This is a genomic window from Actinoalloteichus hoggarensis (assembly GCF_002234535.1).
GTDB classification, from domain to species: domain Bacteria; phylum Actinomycetota; class Actinomycetes; order Mycobacteriales; family Pseudonocardiaceae; genus Actinoalloteichus_A; species Actinoalloteichus_A hoggarensis.
In genome coordinates this window covers 3,796,409-3,819,299 of sequence record NZ_CP022521.1, presented here as the reverse complement: position 1 = coordinate 3,819,299, position 22,891 = coordinate 3,796,409, and the positions used below count along the sequence as shown (strand labels likewise).

The window sequence follows — 22,891 nt, the reverse complement described above, 5'->3', positions numbered from 1 at the left end:
CCCGCAGACCGATCAGCCGGTCAGGGGACCGATCGATCGGGTGACCGAGTGAACAGGAGTCGGTCGAGCCGAACGAGAGGTGAACAGCCCGCGGCACGACCGGGACGGGCTTGACGGGTCGTGCTGGCGCTGTGCATCGCGGTGGAGCTCGTCTCGGGGACGATCCGCGCCGCGCTGCTCGGTGGGGCGGCGACCGGCCTCGACGGGGCGTCAGCGGCCCGATCCGTCGCCTGACCCGACCACGGCGGCACCGGCACCGGCATCCGTCGAGCCGAGCGGTCGCTCCGCGGCGGCGCGGGCCGAGGGACGTGTGACGCCGCCGTGGGCGGTTCGTCGACGCGGCGTCACGTACGCGCTGCTCAGCGCCGCGATCGTCGTCGCGTCGATCGCGGGCGCGGCACGGCGCTGGTCGGGCCCGCGTTCTACCTGCGGGACACGAGCATCCGCTCCGCGGCCCTGCCGAGATCGTCGGGGCGGGCGGCATCGGGTTCTCCCTGATCAACACCGCGCGGGTGGTGGACTTCGGCGTCGTCACCACGGTGCTGGTCCTGAACTTCGCCACGGTGATGTTGGTGGAGCTGCCGGCGATGTGGCTGCGCGGCCGCTGGGGACCGGGGCGGCGCGCCGCCGGTGTCGGCGGCGCTGCGGCAGACTGTCCGCATGCCGTCGACCACCGCGGCGACGCGGACCGCCCTCCGGTGACGTTCGTCGGTGACGACCGGCACACGGCGTCGGCGGTGGCGGTGTGCAGGGGTGTGGCACGTCGTCGCACCACCCGGAAGGACCCGCGGGCCGACGCCTCGTTGTCGAGGGGACGGCAGCCGTGCCCGTCGCATCTCGGCTCGGCGTCGCTCGTCATGGCACCGGGCCGCCGACGACAGACGGAGGTGTTCGAACGGCATGATCCTCTGGTACGACGAGCCTGCCGAGTCCTGGGAGTCCGAGTCGTTGCCCATCGGCAACGGCGCGCTCGGCGGTGCCGTGTTCGGCGGGGTGGCCGTCGAACGACTCCAGTTCAACGAGAAGACCCTGTGGACCGGCGGGCCGGGATCGGCCCAGGGCTACGACCACGGCGACTGGGAAGCACCGCGCCCCGCGGCGCTCGACGAGGTCCGAAGGACACTGGACGTCGAGCAGCGGGCCGCGCCGGAGTGGGTCGCCGATCGGCTCGGCCTGCCCCGCCGCGGCTTCGGCGCCTACCAACCCTTCGGCGACGTCCTCTTGCACTTCCCGGACGGACCCGTCGAACCCGCCGACTACCGCCGCGAGCTCGACCTGGCCGAGGCCGTCGCGCGGGTCGCCTATCGCGACGGCGAGGTCCGGCACGAGCGCGAGTACCTCGCCAGCCATCCGCACGGCGTCATCGCGGGCAGACTGAGCGCCGACCGGCCCGGTTCGGTGTCCGTCACGCTGCGCATGGCGACGCCGCACCCGGGCGGGGTCCGCACCGTCGTGGGCGGCAGGCTGACGCTGCGCGGCGCGCTGCCCGACAACGGACTCCGGTACGAGGCACAGATTCAGGTGCTCGCCGAGGGCGGCAGTGTCACCGACGACGGCGAGTCGATCACCGTCAGCGGCGCCGACGCGGTGACCGTGCTGCTCGCGGCAGGCACCGACTACGCCTGCGCGTATCCCGACTACCGGGGAGTCGATCCACACGAGCGGATCACGGCGACGCTGGATCGGGCCGTCGCCGCAGGGTATCCGACCCTCCGCGCCGACCACGTCGGCGACCACGCCGCCCTGTTCGGGCGCGTCAGTCTGGACGTGGGACAGCAGTGGCCCGCCGCGGCCACCGACGTCCTGCTCGCCGACTACACCGGTGGGTCGTCGGCCGCCGATCGCGCGCTGGAGGCCTTGTTCTTCGCCTACGGCCGTTATCTGCTCATCGCCTCATCCCGGGACGGATCGCTGCCCGCCAACCTCCAGGGCGTGTGGAACGACTCCACCACCCCGCCGTGGAGCGGCGACTACCACGTCAACATCAACCTTCAGATGAACTACTGGCCCGCGATGTCGACGAACCTCGCCGAGACGACCGGCCCCTACGATGCCTTCGTCGACGCCCTGCGCGCACCGGGCCGCCGCACCGCGGCGACGATGCACGGGGCCCGCGGCTGGCTGGTGCACAACGAGACCAACCCCTTCGGCTTCACCGGAGTCCACGACTGGGCGACGGCGTTCTGGTTTCCGGAGGCGGCGGCCTGGCTGACACAGCAGCTCTACGACCAGTATCTGTTCTCCGGTGACGAGCGTTATCTGCGCGACGTCGTGTATCCGGTGCTGCGGGAGGCGAGCGAGTTCTGGCTGGACACCCTGCACACCGATCCCCGTGACGGGGCGCTGGTGGTCTCGCCGAGCTACTCGCCGGAGCACGGCGACTTCACCTCGGGCGCGGCGATGTCGCAGCAGATCGTGACGCACCTGTTCACGACCACCCTGGCCGCCGCCGCGCGGCTGGGCGGGGACGAGGAGCTGCGCGCCAGGCTCGACGTGGCGCTCGCCGCGCTGGACCCCGGCATCCGGATCGGCTCGTGGGGCCAGCTGCAGGAATGGCGGCAGGACTGGGACGACCCGGACGACGATCACCGACACGTCTCTCAGCTGTTCGCGCTGTACCCCGGCACGGCGATCAGACCCGGCAGTCCGGCCGCCGAGGCCGCCGGAGTCTCCCTGACCGCCCGCGGTGACGGCGGCACCGGCTGGAGCCGGGCCTGGCGGATCGGTCTCTGGGCGCGGCTGCGCGACGGCGACCGTGCGCACGCCATGCTCGCAGGCCAGCTGCGACACTCGGTGCTGCCGAATCTCTGGGACACCCATCCGCCGTTCCAGATCGACGGGAACCTCGGCGCCACCGCGGGCATCGCCGAGATGCTGGTGCAGAGTCACCTCGGTGTCGTCGACCTGCTGCCCGCGCTGCCCGCGGCGTGGCCTTCGGGCTCGGTGACGGGCCTGCGGGCGCGCGGCGACGTCACGGTGGGCGTCAAGTGGTCGGCGGGCCTGCCGACGAGAGCGGAGCTGCGCGCGGGGCGGGACGGCCCGCTGCGCATCGGCGTCGGTCGGTTCGCGGGCGGCGCGGCCCGCGTCACGGTCACCGATTCGGCGGGTGCCGTGGTGGACGTCGATCGAGCGACGGAGGTTCTGCTGCTGGCCGCGACGGCGGGGGAGACCTACACCGTGACGGGGTGAGGACTCCGTCCTGTTCGGTGCGGACGAGGGGCGGGACGGGCGGTCTCGGCGGGCTGTGACTGACGTCGCCGGGCGCCGCAGAACACGCCCGCCCCGGGCTTCGGCGACGTCGAGGCTGATCGAGGACGCCGACTCCCGCGCCGTCGATCCCGTGGCCCGACGGGGCACGGACCGCCCCGACCGCGCGCGCCGGCCCGGTGACCGAGCCGTCGGCATGGTCGTCGGTCCGGCCGGGGGCCATCGGTGCGACGCGTTCCGCGGGAGACGCTCGCCCGCCGCGGCCGACGCGGGTGAGCCGACGGCAGCCGCCTGAACGCCGCTTCCCGCCCGCCGGGCCGGATCGTGATGACCGCCCGCGCGCACCGGCGGCTTGGGCCGACCGACTCCGCCCGCGGCCTGGCGCCCTCGACCATCGAGGAGGCATCGCCGGACTCAGGCCGCCCTGCCCGTCGGCCCCGTCGACGAACCGGAGGAGGGCCGGCGGCGCTTGACGCGGACGCGCCGAAGCGGACGCGCCGAAGCGGTCGCGCCGGACCGCCGACCCTCGGCCGCCTCAGGCGGTCAGACCGAGCCAGTCCGCGTAGTGCGACAGCTCGGGATGCGACCTCCGATACAGACTGATGAGCACCGACGTGGTCTCCCGCACCATCGGATGCAGCCTGGTCTGCTGCGGTGCGATGTGCTTCGCGTGTTGGAGCGCGTTGAGGCAGCTGTGCCGGTCCCCGAGAATCAGATGGGCCCGTGCGAGGTCGAGGTGGTGGTGTCCCCGTCGGGTCCTGGGCATCGTGCGCGGCGGTGCCCATCCGGTGGCGGCGGTGAGTGCCGCCGCGCCGTCGCCCAGTTCGACGTGGGCGGCGACCTCGTGGGTGGTGATGTTGGCGGGCCCGAACGTGAGTCCATAGTGGACGTGGTCGGTGTTCAGGTCCTTGGCCAGGTCACGGGCGGCGGCCAGGTGCGAGCGCGCCGTGTCCGCGTCGCCCGCCCGTGAGGCGAGGGTGACCGACCGCAGATGCAGGCTGCCGTAGACGGTGATGGCCGCCTCGTCGGGTGCCCTCAGGGTGTCGTCGAGTTCGGCCCGGGCGGTGTCCATCAGGCGAAGCCCGTGGGCGTAGTCGCCCGCCGACTGGAAGCTCTGCACCCGCGCCCAGTGCGCCAGCCCGCCTGCCAGCGGGTCGCTCGCCCGATGGGCGGCCTGGGTGAGGTGGTGTTCCACCGACTCCGCGAGATCGGCGTAGCCGAGTCGGTGCAGCAGGGTGTGCGTGGCGTGATAGACGGTGACCAGCAGCCCGAAGACCTGGGGCACGTCGGTGGTCCCGGCCAGTTGGCTCGCGGCGGTCAGCTCCTCCACCAGCGACGGCAGCCGCGCGGCGAGCGCGCCGTACTGGGCATTGCGCCGCATGCGCGCGATGCACTCGACGTCGGCGGCCAGCTCGGGAAGCGGGCGGGGCGTGATGTCGCCGGGCAGGTCGTAGTGCCGCAGCACCGTGCGTAACGCCTCCACGGCGCGGTGGGTCTGTTCATCCCGACGGTTGTCGGCGTAGGGCTGGCCGGTGAGGCGCTCGACCGGGATCTTCAAGGCTCGGGACACGGCGGTCAACAGGGCGTGTGTCGCGACGCGATCGCCGCATTCGACCTTGCCGAGAAGACTGAGTGAGACGGCGGCCTGCCTGGCAAGCCGGGGTTGGGTGAGGTTGGCGGCCAGTCGTGCGCGACGAATGGCGGCGCCGACATGGGAAGCGTCCTCGACCATGACTACGTCTCTTCTCTTCTGGTCGCGCCCCCGTGACGGGGACTCGTGGAGTGGCGGACCCGTGCGGTTGACTTCACAGGGTAGGCGGTTGTGCATGGACTGTGAATGTTCGCGAGCCCACCAGGATGGACACTCTGAGTGTCCGCACGAGCACTGTGCGTGTCAATCAAGGGGGAGTCCATGACCCGTCTCATCGACCGAGATTCGCTCGTCCAGAGTCGATCCATCGTCGTCCTCGGCGTGCGTGCGCCATGACCTGGGAAGAGCAGCCGACCGCCGAGATCATCGGGCGACGACGGGAACGCTCCGCCGTTCCGGCGGCCGTGAACCCGTCGGGTGGCGCGCACCGCGTCATGACGCGGTTCCCGGCGTCGCCGCGGGCGACTCCGCGCGGCTCCGCTGCGGCCGCCCCCCGGTGCGCTTCGGCGTCCCACCTCGCGAACCGCCCGCCGCCGCGACAGGACCCGCCCGCGCCCGCCCGCACCTCCGTCGCGATCGCCGTGGGAAGCAGTCCGGCGCGAGGTGCGTACATCCCTCCGCCGGGCCGGGCGAGAACGAGGTTCCGGCGCCGCTGAGGCGGCCGAGCCCTCGCCCCCACCGCCGAGCCCGTCGCCGCAGGCCCAGGCCCGACGGCCACTGGAAGCCACCACACCGACGGCAGGCCCGCCGGGACCTTCGCATCCCGTGCCATGGCCGCCACCGGCCGAGGACACTCATCGGAGCGTGCACATGATCACCACCGTCGACAGCTACCGACTCCGCCACCGGCTGGCCGACTCGCTGCGGGCGAGCGGCTATCTCCAGAGCCGTCGCTGGCTGGAGGCGTTTCGCACGGTGCCGCGGGAGGCCTTCGTCGACCGCTTCATCATCAGCAGTCCCACCGGGGAGCAGACCCTCTTCGACCTCGCCGTCGACCGGCCCCTCGCGCTGGAGGCCGTCTATCGCGACACGAACCTGCTGACCCAGCGCGACGCGGGGGGCACGGCGACCAGCTCCTCCACCACGCCCAGCCTGATGGCCCTGATGCTGGAACGACTGGACCTCTGGCAGGGACACTCGGTACTGGAGATCGGCACCGGCACCGGCTACAACACCGCGCTGCTCTGCCATGTCCTGGGAGACCACACGGTGACGAGCATCGACATCGACCCCGGCCTGGTCGTCCGCGCCCGCGACGCGCTCGACGGGCTCGGGCACCACCCGCACCTGATCATCGGCGACGGCACGCAGGGCGTCGTCGAGTACGCGCCGTACGACCGGCTGATCGCGACCTGCGGAGTCGCCAGGGTGCCCGCCTCCTGGCTGCGCCAGGTCGCCCCGGACGGCGTGATCCTGGTCAATCTCGGCTATGCCCTGGCGCGGCTGACCGTCGACGCCGACGGGCGGGCCACCGGCCCGTTCACCGACTACGCGGCCTTCATGCGCCTCCGGCCGCATCCGGCCTATCGGACGCCGACCGGCCGCGAGATCGTCGAGATGGCCACCGAGGAGGGCGCGCGGAGCACCGTCCGCATCGACGGATTCCCCGACTACCTCGGTGCTCGCCCGCTGGAATGCCTGCGGGCGCTGGTGCATCCCGACGTGCACAAGGTGATCCGACACGATGGGGGCGGGGAGGCACACGTGCTCGGCGATCCCGCGACCGGCTCGTGGGCCCGCGCCCGGTTCATCGGCTCGTCCCGTGCCGCCATCGTGCACGGCGGCGTCCGGGACCTCTGGGACGACTACATGCGGATCGCCCAGCTGTGGAACGAGCACGGCAGGCCGGAACCCGCCCGATACGGGCTCACCATCACGCCCGACGGGGTCCACACGCTGTGGCTGGACTGCCCGGAGCACCCGGTGCTCGTCCTGGATTGAACCGCGTGGGGAGCGGGCGTCCGTAGCGGACGGATGCCGCTCGGGGACGGACGTCTCGCCTCGGTCGCGCCGATCCGCCGCGGCACGCGACGTCGTCTCCCGGCTCTTCGAGGGGCAGGGCCGGGGCGTGTGCCGCGGCGTGCGGACGACGCGACGTCGGGGCGAACCCGACCGCGGGGGTCGGGCGTCCTTGGTCGGGCGTCGCGGATCGTGTGGAGAGGATCCCGCGGAGAGCGTGCGACGTCGCGTCCTGCCCGTCGAGAGTCGCGGAACCGGGTTCCGCCGCGCCGGGCGTCTGCGTGCCGGGCCGCCGGGGCCGGTGTCGAGGCGGACGGCCGTCAGGGCTCGACGAAGGTCAGCACACGCAGCATGTCCTGCTCGGTCAGCCCGGCGGGACGCGGTTCCAGACATGCCGTCAGCGCCGCGTGCACGGCCTCGACGTCGATGCCGAAGCCGATCAGCACCAGCCGCGTGGCGCGATCCTCGCCCGCCGCCCACCGAGAACGTCGGAAGCGCAGGAACGCGCCCACGGTATGCAGACTGAACTTCTGCCGGTGCCCGGCGACACCGAAGTAGACGAAGCCCTTCGTCCGGTACAGCCCCGGTGGCCGATCGTCCAGAAAGGCCATCAGCCGACGGGGATGCAGCGGCGTCACGGAACTGAAGGAGACCGTCTGATAGCCGTGGTGCAGGTGCGACTCGTCGACGCAGCCGTCCTCCTGGTGGTCTCGCCGCGCCTGCTCACTCGTCCGCGCGGACCCTTCGGCGCCTCCTGGGGCGAGCTGGTCGAAGGAGAGCTGGCCGAAGCGCTCCTCGGGGCGCGGGCGCTCCGGCGGCTCGAAGAGGAGTTCGGGGTCGATCCGACCGTGGGAGGTCGTGACCACGGGCGTGCCGCCGCCCAGTGCCCGCACCGACGCGAGCAGGGCGGCCCGTCCCTCGGCGGGCAGGCGGTCGGACTTGTTGACGACGACGAGGTCGGCCAGGGACAGCCGGGTGCCCAGATCGGGATGACGGGATCGCGTGCTCTCGAACTCGGCGGCGTCGACCACCTCGACGAGCCCGCCGTACTCGACCCGCGGGTTCTCGCTCGCCAACACCAGCCGGATCATGTCGCGTGGCTCGGCCAGGCCGCTCGCCTCGATGACGATGACGTCGATCCCGGCGGCCGGGCGGGCCAGCCGGTCGAGCAGCTCGTCCACCGTGCTGGTGTCCACGGCACAGCAGAGGCAGCCGTTGCCGAGCGAGACCATCGAGTCGACCTGACCCGCCACCGTCATCGCGTCGATCTCGATACTGCCGAAGTCGTTGACCAGGACACCGATCCGTACCCCGGCGCGGTTGGTCAACAGGTGATTGAGCAGCGTCGTCTTCCCCGCACCGAGGAACCCCGCGACGATGACGACGGGAATCCGTCTCCTTGACCGGCCTGCCACCACGCGCACCTCTCCTCCCGCCCCGCGCACCCCGCGAGGCGTCGACGCCCAGCAGATCATCGCGCCCGGCACGCCCCGTGCTCGGGGCGGGGCGCGCGCTCCGCCACCGGTTCGGGGGATCACCCGACAGCATCACCCGGCACGCGGGTTCCGGCGTCGCGGCCGCCCCTGACGGCCGCCGACCACCACCGTGCTTCGCCCACACCGGCCGATCCGGCTCCCGCGTGACTGCCGTGCGACGAGAACCCGTGGATGATGAAGGGCGACGGTCCACCTTCTCCCTCGTCGGCGGCGGAGCGGCCGGTCGGCGCCGATCCGCCGCCCGCGGCGGAGGACGGGTGCGCGGTACCGGGACACGATCGGGTGCCCATCGCACCGGAAGACCGCTTCGGGCCCAGGCTCGACGGGGGTCGGCGACGCGAGCGGGAAGGATGTCGATGTCTCAGGTCACGGGAACGCGCCGCGGTCATCACGAGGAGCAGGGGAGCGACGCCGAGGCGTGGCCGACCCCGGCTCCTCGGATCGCGGCGGCCGCCACGGCCCTGCCGGAGCACGTCTACCGCCAGGAGGAGATCCTGGCGGCCTTCGTCGACGAGTTCCTGCCGGTCGGAAGTCCGCGACGTCGGGCGGCGGAGCGGATCTCGGCGAACTCGGGAGTGGACACGCGGCACTTCGCGGTCCCGATCGATCGGCTTCGGTCGCTCGAGAGCTTCACCGAGGCCAACCAGGCCTACCTGGCGGCGGCACTCGACCTCGGCGAGCGCGCCGTGCGCCGTGCGCTGGCCGAGGCGGGGGTGCGGCCCGACGAGGTCGACCTGGTGGTGTCCACGACGGTGACCGGCCTCGCCGTTCCCTCGCTGGAGGCCCGCCTGGCCGGGCGACTCGGGTTCCGGGAGGACGTGAGACGAGTTCCGCTCTTCGGCCTGGGCTGCGTCGCGGGCGCGGCGGGCATCGCGCGGGTGGCCGACTACCTGCGAGCGTGGCCGGACCAGGTGGCGGTGCTGTTGTCCGTGGAGCTGTGCTCGTTGACCCTCCAACGCGACGACGTCTCCGTCGCCAACGTCGTCGGCAGCAGCCTCTTCGGCGACGGCGCGGCCGCCGTCGTGCTGCTCGGCGGCCGTCGCCGGACGACAGGCGGGTCGGCGCGGCTCCCCGCGGCGGGGCAGGCGGCGGAATCCCCCGCGGCCGGCCGTTCCGCTCGGGGATCGGCCACGGCGGCCGGGCCCGACGGCGGCCCGGAGATCCGGCTCACGGACGAGAGACAGGCGCTTCCCGCGATCACGGCCACGCGCAGCAGGCTCTACCCCGACACCGAGGACGTCATGGGTTGGGACATCGGCACCGGGGGCTTCCGGCTCGTGCTCTCCGCCGACGTCCCGACCATCGCCCGCGACTTCCTCAGCAAGGACGTCTTCGGCTTCCTCGCCGATCACGGGCTCACGGTCGAGGACGTCGGCACGTGGATCTGCCATCCTGGCGGACCGAAGGTCATCGACGCCGTCACCGAGTCGCTCGGACTGCCCGAGACCGCGCTGGCGCACACCCGCGCGTCGCTGGCGGACCTCGGCAACCTCTCCTCGGCGTCCGTCCTCGACGTGTTGCGTCGCAACCTCGCCGAACCGCTCCCGCCCGGGGGCACCCCTGGCCTGCTGCTCGCGATGGGCCCAGGCTTCTGCGCGGAGCTGGTCCTGCTCCGCTGGTGAGCGGAGTTCCCGACGTGATCGGGCTGCGGACGGCCTGGGTCGCGCCGATCGCGGGGCCCGGCGGCGGGGCCCGGCACGGTCGCCGACGCACGGCAGGGTGAGGGGCGGCGGCTCGGGCGCACTTCGTGACCTTGCAGGAGTGAGGTGGTCACGGTCGGATGTCCGCCGGTCGTCTCGTTCCCGATGCGGACGGATCGTCTCCGGGTGCGCGGGTGCTATGCCGGCGAGAGCGACGGCCGGGTCCGCGGGGCGGCCCGGAGTGCGCGGGGCTTGCCGGCGTCGATCTGTGCACGGCGTCCTGGCTCGGGCTGTCCCCGCAGGTGCCGGGAATCACCCTCGTCTCGTCGGCTTCATGTCGAGCGGCCTCCACCCCAGAGCGCGCCGGGCCTATGCGCCACCGATGGGCGGGGGTGAGGCGAACCTGGGTCGAGTCACCGCCCCGCACGGGGACCACCTCGATCGGGACCGCGTTGACGCCGCGAGGAACGGTTCGACCCTGCGGGTGCGGGGCTTACGCCGCGCGGCTGTCCCACGCGTAGCCCGGCAGCGGATCACCCCCGCGCGTGCGGTCCTGCGGGCCCGCGGCCCCGTCGGCCACGTCGCCTAGCAGGCCGCCGGACACCCCCGTATTGCGCGGGGCCCACGCGAGATCGCGCACGTCGAGCGCGACCTCGACCCGATCCCCCGCACATGCTGCACCTGCGGGGCCTGCCCTTGGTGACCTGCGGTGCGGCTCGGGCGTCATTCGTCTGTGACGCGTCATCCCGGGTGGGCTCCGCGATGGACCGATGGTCGGGTGTCGACGCGCCCCCCTTCCGCCTCGATGGTCGATCAACCTCCGTTCACGCCAGCGCGTTGACGACCGCGCCGAAGACCACGGGCAGGCGCGTGGCGGCGGGGACGATCCTGCTCGCGGTGAGGGGATTCCGCCGCGCCGCCACCAGACACTCCGTCAGCAGTCGGTGCCGTCGGGTCGCCCGCGACCAGGATCGTTCGTAGTCCTGCGGCCTGCCTCGGCGAAGGCTGTCGACCAGGGCCGCCGCCCCCGCCAGCGCGAGAGCGATGCCCTCGCCGGTCAGCGCGTCCACATAGCCTGCCGCGTCTCCGACGAACAGCACACGGCCGCCGGCGGCGACTCGTCGTCGCATCCGCTGCCGCAGCGGCCCCGCACCGCGGACGGCCGTCACGGCCAGCTGCGAGGGGAACCGCTCCGCCAGCGCGGGATACCCGCCCAACTGCTCGTCGAACGACGCTCGGCGGCTGGTCAGCAGGGCGACACCGGTCAGGTCGGGGCCCAGCGGAGTCAGATAGGCCTCGCCGAACGTTCCATAGTGCACTTCCACGGCCGGCGAGCCTGGAGCGACGGCGAAGTGTCTGCGCAGGCCGTACCGGGCCGGCCTCGGATCCTCGATTCGGAGACCGAAGGCGCGGGCCGTCGGCGAGTGCAGCCCGTCGGCGGCCGCCAGCCAGCGGCCGCGCAGATCCGGGCCGAGCACGGTCACCCCCGTCGCGTCCGCCCGCACCTCGTCGACTCGGGCGGACACGATGGGCACGCCCGCGGCCAGCACCGCCTCGTGCAGCGCCGCATGGAGCACGGTCCGGCGCACCCCGCGGCCGGGACCGGCGCGGAAGGCCGCCCGCACCCGATGGGCACCCTGGACGTAGTGCACGCCCTCGATCGGCAGTCCGGGCACCGCCACGTCGAGCGCGGTCAACGCCCGCACCGCGCCGGGCATCAACCCCTCGCCGCAGGCCTTGTCCGCCGGTGCGGCACGCGGCTCCAGCACCACCGGCCGCAGCCCGGCCCGGACGGCGTACAGGGCGGTGGCCAGCCCGGCGGGTCCGCCGCCCGCGATCAGCAGGTCGTGATCGAGCCTCATACGGTCGCGAGCTGTGTCAGAGCCTTGTCCTCGCAGCGGATGCGGACCGTGAGCAGCGCCGCGTTGGCCAGGGTGAACACCACCGCCGTCAGCCAGGCCGAATGCACCAACGGCAGCGCGACGATCTCCACCACCACCGCCACGTAGTTGGGGTGTCGGAGAAGGCGGTACGGGCCGCCGCGGACCGGTTCCGCGCCCGGCACCACCAGGACGCGGGTGTTCCAGGCGTCGCCGAGTGAGACGATGCACCACCAGCGCAAGGCCTGGGCCAGCACCACCAGCACGACCATCGGGATGCCGAGCGCGGGGATGAAGGGCCGGTCCAGCAGCGCGGCCTCGGCGAGGCAGGCGACGAGCAGCCCGGTGTGCAGCGCGACCATCACCGGGTAGTGGCCTCGGCCGGACTCCACCGCGCCGCGGGCCAGGCTGCGTCGGCCGTTGCGCCGCGCCACGACGAGTTCGGCGAGTCGCTCGAGCGCGACGGCCAGGACGAGGAGGGTGTAGAACAGCATGGGGACTACCCGTCGTCGAAGGTCGGGACCGGTCTCGTGCGGATCTTCCCGTCGACGATAACCGGCATCGTCCCGCCCCCGCCTCCCGTCGCCACGCCGATCCGCCGGCCGAGGCGCCGGATCGTCCCGACCGGCATCCGTCCAATGCGATCGTCCGGCGGGTGCGTGCCCGCCCCTGCCGGATCAGGTCGCTCGGACCGCATGACGAGGCACCGCGGGTGGGCGAGTCCCAGCGGCTCCGACAGCGGTCGGTAGACGCCGATCACCGACCGGGAGGCGACCGACAGCGCGAAGCAGACCTGCCGGCCCGACGCGAGAGGGTCGTCCCCGAGGTCGTGGCAGGCCCGCTCGGCGGGACGATCGGTGCTGATGGTGATTCTGATCGCGGCACCCGCGACGTCGATGGGGACGGCGGCGACGGCCTCGGCGAGCGGTTGGGCGATGGCTCTGCCGTGGGCGGCGAGCCGCGGACGTGGCGGCGAGGCGGCCGCCGAGATGACGCTCACCCCGATCCGCCGTCTCCGAGGCGGCCGACACGGTCGTTGCCGGCCACCACCTCGGACTGTGTGCGGCCTGTCACCCGGGCGGCGGTGCCTGCCGCCTCCTTCCGGTGCACCCGGTGCGGCTCGTGGCCGACGCGCCTGTGCGGCCGTGATCGGCTTCAGCGTTCGGGTGTTCTCGGCGCGTCCGGCGGAATCGACTCCGGCCCGTCGCGCGGACTCGCGGCCCTGCGGCGGCCCTGCGATGGAGCTCGTCGCCGTGGACGGTGTGTCGACCTGCCGTAGGACAGACCGAGTCGCAGCAGACGCATCGTGACGCCCGCGTCGGCTTCAAGCGCGAGATCGGATCGGTGCCGCGCCGTCCGGTCGATCAGAACGGCCGGCGTCGACGGGCGGCGAAGCAGACAGGGTGTCGGCGTGGCGATCGGGCGGATGACGGCGTTTCGCGTGTATCACTGGGCTGGTGGACCTGGAGCGTCGATCAGCCCCGTCGGTGTCCCCGACCGCCCGCCTGAGCGCGCTGCTGGGCAGCGCCCATCCCGAGCCCGCCGTGGCGGTCACCCTGTTCACCACCGTGCTCGCCGCGGCGATCGGCCGTGGCGTGGGCGGCTCGGTGCTGGTCGCCGCCACGGTGCTGGCCGGACAGCTGTCGATCGGCTGGTCCAACGACGCGTGGGATGCCCGCCGCGATCTCGCCACCGGCCGCCGAGACAAGCCCGTGGCCGCGGGCCTGCTGTCGCCGCGCTCCGTCGGTGTCGCCGCGGTGATCGCGGTGCTGGTGTGCATCCCGCTGTCGCTGGCCAACGGGCTGATCGCCGGTTCGGTGCACCTGTTCGGCATGGTGGCGGCCGGCTGGGCCTACAACGTCGGCCTCAAACGCACGGTGCTCTCCCCGCTCGCCTACGCGGTGGGCTTCGGCAGTCTGCCCGCGTTCGTGACACTCGGCCTGCCGGGCGCTCCCTGGCCCGCCTGGTGGGCGGTGGTCGCCGCCGCACTGCTGGGGATGGGCGCACACCTGGTCAACGCGCTGCCGGACATCGAGGGCGACCTGGTGACGGGGGTCCGCGGCTTCCCGCAGCGCATCGGTCGGACCGCCTGCCGGACGCTGACGCCGCTGGTGATGCTCGCCGCCGTGGGCGTGCTGCTGGTGGGGACCCCGGGACGGATCGGACTGCCGAGTCTGCTCATCGCGGCGGTGGCGGCGGCGGTGGCGATCGCGGGGACGGCGATCCCCGCCGCCCCGGACAGCCGCCGACCCTTCCGCGCCGCCGTGTTGACGGCAGCCCTGGCGATCGTGTTGTTCCTGTTCAACGGCTCCGCCGTCGTGTGACGACCCGGGTGCCGGGCGGCGCGGGGACGGATGGCGCGGGGACGGGCGGAGAGTGGGAATCAGCGGCGATTCCGCGTCGTCGTGGTGACGGCCGCGTTGGTGAACGTGTTGTTCCTGTTCGACGGCTCCACCGTCGTGTGACGACCCGCAGGTGTCCAGACGGCGCGGTGTCACGCGGCGAGGGGGACGGCGGCTCCGCGTCGTGTCCGGCCTGTCGGCCCGGCCGGAGCAGTTCGGCGCGGATGCCGCCGCCGAACCGACCAGGCGTTCGGTCCCCGCCCGCGGACGACCCGGCCGGGCGATGCGCCCCGGCCGATGCGACGTCCCCGACCTCCTGTCCGCCTTCGCCGGCGAACCCCACGCGGGAACACGGCTGTCCTCGTGACGGCGAAGACCGCCGGGCCGGGACTGCCGTGCGCTCGCCGCCGTCCGATGACCGCGCGTTCCCGGCCGCGGACCTCCGGCCCACCGCCGAGTCGGTTCGACGCCGTCTCGCCGAGCGGGCTGACGGGGTGTACGGGCCGTCGCGGTCCCGCCGCTCGTACGACGGCGGCGCCTCGGGTGGCCGGTGCGCAGTCACTCGTGGCACCACCTTCGCGCGCCCGGCCGCGGGTGCGGCGCCGAGGTGCGATGATGCGCTCTGCTCCCGCGGAGACCGGCTTCCGGGGCCGTGACGTCGATCCGCCTCGGCGAGTCGCCGCGACGTCGCCCCGAGGTCGGGCGACGTGCGGCTCCCCGCGCCGACAGCCCCGCACGGGGAGGCGGGAGGCCGTGCAGGCCGCTAGGCCTGCCCCGCGGCTCACCGCCCGGAGCCGGCCGGGCGCCGGACGGCCGCACCACCGCCCGGCCGCCGCGCGACGTCGATCGCCGAACGCGTCATTCGGCCGCGCGGCGACGGCGGGCGATGATCCCGGCGCCGATGCCCAGCACCCAGATCGCGGCGAAGGCGATGATCGTCGCCCACGGCACGCCGCCGGTCTCCGCGGCCTCCTGGGCGGTCTGCTCGGTGCCTTCCGCCGCGCCGGCGGGGTCTCGGCCGCTCGCTCCCTCGGCGGCGGGCGTGCTCTCGGCCCCCGACGGTCCTTCCCCGTCCGTGTCCTCGGGACCGCCCGAATCCGGCGCACCCCGGCCGGACTCGACGTCCGTCGGGGCCGGCCGGCCGTCGGGGGGCGGCGCAGGCTGACGCGGCTGGTCGGCCGCGCCGCCGGGCGCAGGATCTCCCGGCGCGGCGGGCGGCGCGGGATCACCGGGATTCGGCGCGCCGTCATCCCCGCCCGCGGCGAACCGAGCCCTGGCCGCCGCCGCCGTCATCCCCGGTGGCTCGCCCGCACCGAAGGACCAGCCCTCCACCCGATCGGCCGTCGGATAGGACGCCAACGCGCCGCGCGTGCTGTACGACCAGCCGCTGCCGCCCTCGTCGATCCAGTACGACCAGTAGGCGTTCCCGGAGGGCGTGTCGTCACACGGCTCCTGTTCTGGCCCCGGCCGATCGTCGATACGGCAGATGAACCCGGCGCCGTCGTGCGCGGTCCCCGCGAGCCGGAAGCCGGCCTCCTGCAGCGCCGCGTAACCCGTGTCCGGGGTGCCGGGGACGCAGCGGGACACGGTGCCGCCGAGGGCCCCGAAGTCGACGACCACCACGACGCCGGTCTCGGTCGTGCAGGTCTGCGCGGCGCCCGGGGCGGGGGTCGGAGCGATCAGCATGGCCGCGGCGAGCAGCCCCGCCGTGACGAGACGGGCGAGGCTCATCACACCGCACCGCCCCGTCGTCGAGGCCTGCTGATCAGCAGGTAACTGATCGTGGCCAGCAGCAACGCCACCACCGCCGAGGACGTCAGGCCCGCCGGACTGCGTAGGAAGTCGCTCACCGAGGACGCGAGCGAGGTTTCCGGCGCGGCGCCCTGTCCGGTCGGCTCGCCACCGGGCGACGGCGCCTGCGCGACGGCGGGCGGCGGCTCGGGCCGAGGTGTCTGAGCGACCGCGCTCGGTGGTTCGGCCCCCGAACCCGGCGCCCCACCGAGTCCTGGCGCCCCCGCGTCTCCGGCTGCTCCCGGATAGCCGGGATGTCCCGGCTCACCCGGCAGGCCCGGCTGCCCGGGAAGGCCCGGCTGTCCCGGCGCGCCGGGTTGTCCCGGCTGCCCGGGTGCACCGGGGGGGCCGGTCGGACCTGGTTCACCAGGCGGATTCGTCGTCGGCGGGACCGTCGGCGAGTCGGGCGGTTCGGCGGGCGGGGTCGCCGACAGACCCAGCAGCGCCTGTGCCGTCGCCCGCCGCAGCCGGTCTTGATTGCCCGCGCGGCTCCAGTACAGCGGCCCGTCGACCTGGGCGTCCAGATAGTCGCGTGCCGAATAGGAGACGGCGCCGATCATGGCGCCCGGATCGACGCCGTTGCCCAGCTGGATCGACGTCAACCAGCCGCCCGCGCGTCCAGCGGGTCCGGCCTGATTCGCGACGGTGAGCGCGAGGGCGGCGAGCCCGGTGCTGTTGGCGTTGAGCGTCGAGGCGATCAACTCCGGTGACGACGAGTCGAAGCCGAAGGCGCCGTCGGGATGCTGACGGTCGAGCAGCCAGCGCACACCCCGGTCCAGCGCGCCGGGACTGCCGCCGACCTCGGCGAGCGCCCAGACCGCCATCGCGGTGTTGTCGACGCTGACGAGCTTGTCGTCGGCCTCGGAGCAGCGGGAGCCGACGTCCTCCGGTGGGGGGTTCGGACGGAAGCCGCCGCTCGGACACTGCTGGCGGAGGAGGTAGTCCACGGCGGCGCGCTGGTCGACGGGCGTCCCGGTGCGCGCGGCGTACTCGTCCACGGCGATCAGCGCCAACGCCTGGGAGAACGTGTTCGACAGATCTCGGCGGGGATCGTAGTCACCCGCGTTCAGGTTGCGGTAACGGCCGTCGACGTCGAGCGTCGATTCCAGCCGGTCCACCAGATCGATCCGGTCCCCATTGGAGTCGACGCCCCAGTTCGTCGGATCGACCCCGGCACGCAGGGCCACCAGCAGGCGTTTCGCGATGACGCCGGAGTTGGCCAGATTGCCGTTGTAGTACATGTCGCGCAGTGCGCGGACGCCGAGATCGAAGGTGGTTCCCGTTCGACCTGCCGCATACAGCCCCAACAGGGCGTCGGCCTGCAGACCAGGGTCCGGGGTCCCCGGCATGGCGCTGGGATAGACGTAGTCGAGCCGGACGAGCTCCCGTTCCAGGAACTCCGCCGCCGTACCGGCCTCGGCCGACCCGACGTCGAACGCCGGGTCGGCCGAGGCAGCAGAGGGGACGACCGTTGAGACGAGGAGCAGCGCTCCCGCCGTCAGGCCGAGAAGGGACCTGAACATCAGGGAGTCGACGTCCAGTTCGGGTCGAGCGCCTCCTCGAGCGTCAGGCTCATCTCGTTCGGGTCGGCCGCGGTGCCCGCACCGAAGGAGAAGCCGAGGACGTCGCCCTGCGGCGGGTCGTAGGTGTCGACGCCCTCATCGGCGTAACCCCACGCATCGGCGGTCGCGTTCGGCACCCAGAACGCCCAGTACGGCGCGTTGGGCAGGAAGCCGTCGCACGCATCGTCGGCGAGCGAGGGGAGACCGTCGATCCGGCACAGGTACTGGTAGGGACCCGCCTCGCCCTGGCCGATGCCGTGCTCGGGGGCGAGACCCAGCCCGGCCAGCGCGGCGAAGGCCGTCGCCGGGTCGCTCTCGGTGCAGTGCCGGACGACGTCGCCGCCCGCGTGACCGGTGAAGTCGACGACGACCGTGACACCGGTCGGGCCCGTGCAGGGACCCTCGGCGAAGACGACGGCGGCCGAGTCGGCGGCGGAGGTCTCGGCCGGGACGGCCGCGGCGGCGGTGCCGCCGAAGAGAAGAAGCGAACCTGCGAAGAGACCGGCTAAGAGACGACGTCGGACGGAGCGGCTCGAGGACATGTCCTGGAGTTCCCTTCGGTTCGGGCACACCGCAGCCCGGACCCGCCTTAGGGGCACCGAAGCTCCGGTCTGCACACCGCGACAGAGGAGCTGAACAGAACCGTTGACGGGCATTCCGACTCACACCCGAGGACTCGGATGCTCACGGCTGCGGGACAGTGCCGGACTCCCACCGGCTTCCCCCGTCGAACGGCGTCGTGCATTCGTCCCCTGTGGAGGGACGACGTCTCGACGGTAGCCCATCGGACGACGCGGAGGAAGACATCGTCTTCACCGCGGGCTCACACCGACGTCGAAAGCACACCGTGCACCGGCTGGGGGACCGAGCGGAGACGGACGGCCCCCAGGGGAGCACCGCGGCCGCCCCGGTCGTACGGAGCTTCGCCCGACGCGGTACAGGCGCGCGTGGTGACGTCCTGGATGGTGGTGAGACCCCGCGGACCCGGGACGACGCGCCGCCCCGAGAGAGCGGCGCCTCCGGCGCGGCGCGCGAATCGCACGATCGGCGCAGCCGGCCGAGCGCGTCGGCTCTCCCGCCTACCCGTCGGCAGGGCGACGCCTCCGTCGGACGCGCTGTGGTGGAGGCGCTGTGGTGGCGGCGACGTACTGACCGGACGCCGCCGTGACCCCGGAAGGCGTTCGACCTCCGCCGCCGCCGGATCGCGACACGAGCGTCGACGCTCGCCGGCGGGACAGGCCCCGGTCGGTCGATATCGGAATCGGATCGCGTCGCGGTCCCGTCCGACGCGCCGACAGCGGCGTGGTTGCGTGGTCTCGCGGCCTCCGCCCTGTCGGATCGCTGTCGCGGCCCGCCTGCCGCGGTGTCGTCAGGCCGACCATCGACGTGGGTCCGGTGTGTCGATCCTCGGCAGCCGGAGGTTCAGACCGGTGCTCACGGGGTGAGGGAGATGGCCATACCGGGACACACGGCCGCCGCCTCCCGCACAGGTCCGTGCTGCTCTTCGGCAGGCTCGGCGTCGAGCAGCACGACGATGCCGTCCTCTTCGCGTTGATCGAACACCTCGGGTGCGAGCAGTACGCACTGGCCCGCACCACAGCACTTCTCGGTGTCCACGTCCACATGCATCGGCAATCCCTTCGGATCGGAGTCGACCTGCGCAGGCCGACCGAGGCGGAGACCGTACTGAGCGACCCGGCCCGCTGCCGAGCGACAAGGCCCCCGTTGAGCGATCAAGTCGCCGTTGAGCAGCAAGGGCGCCAGGCCGGCTCGGGAGCGGCACAGGCTGCCGCACCCCCACTCGGAGCCGCATTCGGCCCCGCGCCGACGCCCTGCGCCGACGCCCCGCGGTGATCGGAGACCGTGTCCGCCGCGCGGGATCGAGAAGTCGTGCCGCCGCACGGGCGCTCGCCCACGGGCGGTCTCCGACTCCCCCGTGCCGCTGCCCGCCGACGACGCCGGTCGGCCACGGACCTGAGGCGAACCTCCGCCCATCAGAGGCGTCCGCGGATCGCGTTCCGCGGCCAGCGGGCCGTCACCACCGCACGGGCAGCCGTTCGAGCCCGCCCACGAGCAGCCCCTTACGCAACGGCAGCTCCTCGACGGGGACGGCGAGATCCAGACCGGGCAGCCTCCGCACCAGCACACTCAGCACGGCCTGGAGTTCGGTACGGGCCAACGCCTGCCCGAGGCAGGAGTGCGGACCCACCCCGAAGGCGAGGTGCGGATTGGGTGCACGACGAAGGTCCATGTCGTCGGCATCGACGAAGACCTGCTCGTCGCGATTCGCCGACGCGAGGCTGGTGACGATCGTCGTCCCCCGCGGCATCGTCCGGCCGCCGACCTCGATCTCCTCGGTGAGATAGCGGGGCAGGCCGAAGCCGGCGTTGGCGTCGAACCGCAGCGCCTCCTCGGCGGCTGTACGCACCAACGACGGATCCTCGACCACCGCCGTCCACCGGCTCCGTTCGCTGAGCAGCAGCACCACCATCTTCGAGATCATGTTCGCCGTGGTCTCATGCCCCGCCACCAGCAGACCCTGCCCGGTGAGCATGAGCAGCTCCTCGGGAAGCCTGCCGTCGGCGGCGTCCGTGACGGCGATCAGCTCGCTGAGCAGATCGTCGCCGGGCTCGGCCCGCCGAGTCGCGATGTGGGCCGCGAAGTACTCGCCGAACTCCTGCTGAGCGCTGTCGATCTCCGTCTGCTCGTACCGATCGAGGCTGAGCATGGTGTCGGACCAGTAGGAGAAGCGGTCGCGGTCGGAATCCGGCACGCCCAGCAGATCGCAGATCACCCAGACCGGTAACGGGAAGGCGAACGAGGCGACCAGATCGGCGGGCGCCCCCCGTGCGCACATCTCGTCGAGCAGCCGAGCCGCCATCGCCTCGATGGCGGGCCGCATCTGAGACATCCGCTTGGCGGTGAACGCCTTGCCGACCAGCCTGCGCCACTGCTGGTGCGCGTCCGTCGAGGCGTCGATCGCGCTGGCGGACCCGAAGATGCCACCGGATTCGTTGGCCGTGACGCGCGCGGCGTCGTCCGCGCTGAGCGAGCGGGTGAAACGAGGGTCGCCGAGCACCTGTCTCACGTCCTCGTAGCGGGTGAGCAGCAGCGCCTCGTCACCGCTGGCCAGTCGGATCGCGGCGACCGGACACTCCTGGCGTAGGCGTGCCCACTCCGGCGGCGGCTCGTCGGCCGTCGGCAGGGCGAAGGGGTAGTCGAGCGGCTGTCGGTCCGCAGTGGTCACTGGTGGTCCTCCTTGGACGGCGGCGCGGGCGAGGGGCTCGCCAGGTCTGCACTTCGGCTGTTGATCGATCGGGATGGGCGGGTGACGGCGGCCCTCGAACGCGGCCCGGTTCCGGGGAGCAGACCGCTCGGCTTCGCGGGCGGCCCGGGCCGAGCGGGCCGGACGAGCAGTCGGTGCGGTGGTCGGGACGGCTGATCGCGTTCGGTGACTCGGCGATTCGGTCTCGGGCATGGACGGCGTTCGGCGTCGGGCGACCGGAGGACGGGTCCGTGTGATGGAGCTGGACCGCGCCGTGTGATCGGAGACAGGCGTGGGAACCGAACGCGTGGCGAGAGGCAGCCGACACGATGAACACGGCGACCGCGGCGGGCATGACTGGTGTGGCGAATACGGCGAGTACGGCGAATACGCCGAGTACGGCGAGCGGGTGATCGACCATGACGCGACTATCGAACAGATGTTCTATTCAGGCAAGATATCGATCGAGTGGAACGGCGGTGACGGGCGAGTCTTCTCCCCGTCGGAGCCGGTGGTCGTCGGCGCCGAACCGTGATCACGACAGTGTGTCGACGCCCCGAAACTAGCACGTGCTAGTACCGGCGAGCAGCTAAGATTGCCCGATTGGAGCAGTCGGGGGTGCGGTGGCGAACGAGGTGCACACCGGGATGAGGGCGGGACGACGGATCACGGCGACCGACGTGGCCGCCGAGGCGGGCGTGTCCAGGGCGACGGTCGGCTTCGTGCTCAACCGGACGTCCTCACAGTCGATCTCCTCGGCCACCGCGCAGCGAGTCCTGGCCGCGGCGGAGCGACTCGGCTACCAGCCGCACGGCGGTGCCCGCGCGCTGCGCAGCGGTCACAGTCGGATCGTCCTGCTCGTGCTGCCGGATCTGCCGGTGGGTCACGCGCTGCGTGAACTCCTCGAAGCCGCCACCGTGCAGCTGGCCGAGGCCGGTTATCAACTGGTCGTGCACCACCACGTCGTGGAGACGGCCGTGCCGCTGTGGTCGGTGCTGCTGCCCGAGGTGGTGTTGGGCTTCGAGCCGTTCTCGGCGGCCGACGTGCTGTCGATGCGACGTGCCGGGGTGGAACACGTCCTGCCCGCGGAGGGCGACCGCCCGGTGGCGGCCTTCTGGCCTGCCGCACAGGGCGTCGCACTTCAGATCGGCCACCTGGCGGAGTCGGGGCATCGGCGGATCGGCTGCGTGCTCCCGGCCGAGCCTCGGCTCGCCGCACGGGCGGCCCTACGGGCCGAGGTCCTGCGGCAGGCCTGTGCGGCCCACGGGCTGGGCGCGCCGAGGACGGCGCTGATCGCTCCCGACGTCGCGGGTGCCGCGGCCATCGTGCGGGACTGGGTCGACGGAGAGGGAGTGACGGCGATCTGCGGCTATGACGACGAACTCGCCGCCGCCGTGGTGTCCGCCGCGTTGCGGGGCGGCCTTCGGGTCCCCGCGGATCTGTCGGTACTCGGCTTCGACGACACCCCCGTCGCACGCCTGTTGGTGCCGTCGTTGTCCACGGTCGCGATCGACAATCGCGCGCTCGGCCGGTACGTCGCCGAGATCGCCCTCGGCGCGCTCCGCGGCAGACGTGCCGACTCGGTCCCGCTGCCCGATGCGGTGCGTCTCACGGTGCGCGAGTCCAGCGGACCGCCCGTGCCCGGCCGCCGCATCTTCTGAGTCGTCGCGGTCCCCCGCCCGCCTGCCGCCGCCATGCTCCCGGCAGCGGCCGAAGACGATCATGACAAGTGTGTTGTCCGTGCCGATGGCGGCGGGGCGGCGCTCCGGCCGCCTGTGGAGCTTCGGCGGCGGCCGAGAGGTACGTGCCGGGTTCGCGGCGGACCTGACAAGCCGGTCGCCGCGTCCAGCGACGGTGTCTCGGGACACGGACCACCGCCGGTGCGCGGGCGGGCCGCAGGCGGGCGGGGACTCGGCATCCCGTCGAACACCGGATGATCGTCGTCGACCGGCCTGACGTCTGGAGATCAGCCGGTGCGCGGGAATCAGCCGGTGCCGCGAGACCAGCCGGTTCCCGGGAGTCGGTCGGGGCCGTGGAATCGACCGAGAGACCGAAGGAGAACGGTCGACGCGCAGCGTGTTCGGATCGCGCGGGACGC

At 73.0% G+C, this 22,891-nt stretch carries 15 protein-coding genes, 1 pseudogene and 1 riboswitch; of the genes and pseudogenes, 6 read left to right on the top strand and 10 right to left on the bottom strand.

Going from position 1 to position 22,891, the window contains the following annotated elements; translation table 11 throughout:
- The first annotated feature begins 900 nt into the window (after positions 1–900).
- The gene (locus AHOG_RS16355; RefSeq protein WP_093942137.1) at positions 901–3,189 is read left to right on the top strand and encodes a glycoside hydrolase family 95 protein; all 2,289 of its coding nucleotides are present in this window, start codon (positions 901–903) and stop codon (positions 3,187–3,189) included.
- A 553-nt stretch (positions 3,190–3,742) separates the two neighbouring features.
- Here the strand turns inward: AHOG_RS16355 and AHOG_RS16345 are convergent.
- A complete protein-coding gene (locus AHOG_RS16345) occupies positions 3,743–4,939 on the bottom strand; it encodes a helix-turn-helix domain-containing protein (RefSeq protein WP_093942135.1) in 1,197 nt (398 codons plus the stop codon).
- Between the two features lie 729 nt (positions 4,940–5,668).
- On the opposite strand from AHOG_RS16345, the gene AHOG_RS16335 reads away from it, so the two are divergent.
- Positions 5,669–6,799, top strand: a complete 1,131-nt coding sequence (locus AHOG_RS16335; protein WP_093942133.1) for a methyltransferase domain-containing protein — start codon at positions 5,669–5,671, stop codon at positions 6,797–6,799.
- 338 nt (positions 6,800–7,137) lie between these two features.
- Here AHOG_RS16335 and AHOG_RS16330 read toward each other — a convergent pair whose 3' ends face one another.
- Positions 7,138–8,232 carry a CobW family GTP-binding protein gene (locus AHOG_RS16330; protein ID WP_245856264.1) on the bottom strand — a complete coding sequence of 365 codons (1,095 nt, stop codon included), beginning with the start codon at positions 8,230–8,232 and terminating at the stop codon, positions 7,138–7,140.
- 437 nt (positions 8,233–8,669) lie between these two features.
- On the opposite strand from AHOG_RS16330, the gene AHOG_RS16320 reads away from it, so the two are divergent.
- Complete coding sequence (locus AHOG_RS16320) at positions 8,670–9,935, top strand: type III polyketide synthase (protein WP_211290415.1); 1,266 nt, start codon at positions 8,670–8,672, stop codon at positions 9,933–9,935.
- Positions 9,936–10,777: 842 nt separating this feature from the next.
- Here the strand turns inward: AHOG_RS16320 and AHOG_RS16315 are convergent.
- The 3 genes and pseudogenes from AHOG_RS16315 to AHOG_RS16305 all read right to left on the bottom strand — a co-directional run.
- A complete protein-coding gene (locus tag AHOG_RS16315; RefSeq protein ID WP_093942130.1) occupies positions 10,778–11,815 on the bottom strand; it encodes an NAD(P)/FAD-dependent oxidoreductase in 1,038 nt (345 codons plus the stop codon).
- Positions 11,812–12,327 (bottom strand): isoprenylcysteine carboxyl methyltransferase family protein, encoded by a 516-nt coding sequence (locus AHOG_RS16310; RefSeq protein ID WP_093942129.1) that lies wholly within the window; start codon positions 12,325–12,327, stop codon positions 11,812–11,814. Before AHOG_RS16310 ends, AHOG_RS16315 begins: the two co-directional genes overlap by 4 nt.
- A 200-nt stretch (positions 12,328–12,527) precedes the next feature.
- Positions 12,528–12,698: pseudogene (locus AHOG_RS16305) on the bottom strand (MarR family transcriptional regulator); the annotation flags it as partial.
- Positions 12,699–13,290: 592 nt separating this feature from the next.
- Here AHOG_RS16305 and AHOG_RS16300 point away from each other — a divergent pair.
- Positions 13,291–14,157, top strand: a complete 867-nt coding sequence (locus AHOG_RS16300; protein ID WP_245856263.1) for a UbiA family prenyltransferase — start codon at positions 13,291–13,293, stop codon at positions 14,155–14,157.
- 876 nt (positions 14,158–15,033) lie between these two features.
- Here AHOG_RS16300 and AHOG_RS16290 read toward each other — a convergent pair.
- The 5 genes from AHOG_RS16290 to AHOG_RS16270 form a co-directional block, all read right to left on the bottom strand.
- Positions 15,034–15,906, bottom strand: a complete 873-nt coding sequence (locus AHOG_RS16290; RefSeq protein ID WP_093942127.1) for a hypothetical protein — start codon at positions 15,904–15,906, stop codon at positions 15,034–15,036.
- Positions 15,906–17,489, bottom strand: a complete 1,584-nt coding sequence (locus AHOG_RS16285) for a prenyltransferase/squalene oxidase repeat-containing protein (RefSeq protein ID WP_093942126.1) — start codon at positions 17,487–17,489, stop codon at positions 15,906–15,908. Before AHOG_RS16285 ends, AHOG_RS16290 begins: the two co-directional genes overlap by 1 nt.
- Positions 17,489–18,070, bottom strand: a complete 582-nt coding sequence (locus AHOG_RS16280) for a hypothetical protein (RefSeq protein WP_093942125.1) — start codon at positions 18,068–18,070, stop codon at positions 17,489–17,491. The genes AHOG_RS16285 and AHOG_RS16280 overlap by 1 nt, the downstream gene beginning before the upstream one ends.
- A gap of 88 nt (positions 18,071–18,158) precedes the next feature.
- Positions 18,159–18,296, bottom strand: a riboswitch (cobalamin riboswitch).
- A gap of 666 nt (positions 18,297–18,962) precedes the next feature.
- Positions 18,963–19,157, bottom strand: coding sequence for a ferredoxin (locus tag AHOG_RS16275; RefSeq protein WP_093942124.1), 195 nt, complete (start codon positions 19,155–19,157; stop codon positions 18,963–18,965).
- A 406-nt stretch (positions 19,158–19,563) separates the two neighbouring features.
- A complete protein-coding gene (locus AHOG_RS16270; RefSeq protein ID WP_245856262.1) occupies positions 19,564–20,775 on the bottom strand; it encodes a cytochrome P450 in 1,212 nt (403 codons plus the stop codon).
- Between the two features lie 310 nt (positions 20,776–21,085).
- Here AHOG_RS16270 and AHOG_RS16265 point away from each other — a divergent pair, with 310 nt between their 5' ends.
- Positions 21,086–21,328: a hypothetical protein gene (locus AHOG_RS16265; RefSeq protein ID WP_093942122.1), complete on the top strand. Its 243-nt coding sequence runs from the start codon at positions 21,086–21,088 to the stop codon at positions 21,326–21,328.
- A 112-nt stretch (positions 21,329–21,440) separates the two neighbouring features.
- Entirely contained in the window at positions 21,441–22,454 is a 1,014-nt protein-coding gene (locus AHOG_RS16260) for a LacI family DNA-binding transcriptional regulator (RefSeq protein ID WP_157736857.1), read from the top strand.
- The last annotated feature ends 437 nt before the right edge of the window (positions 22,455–22,891 follow it).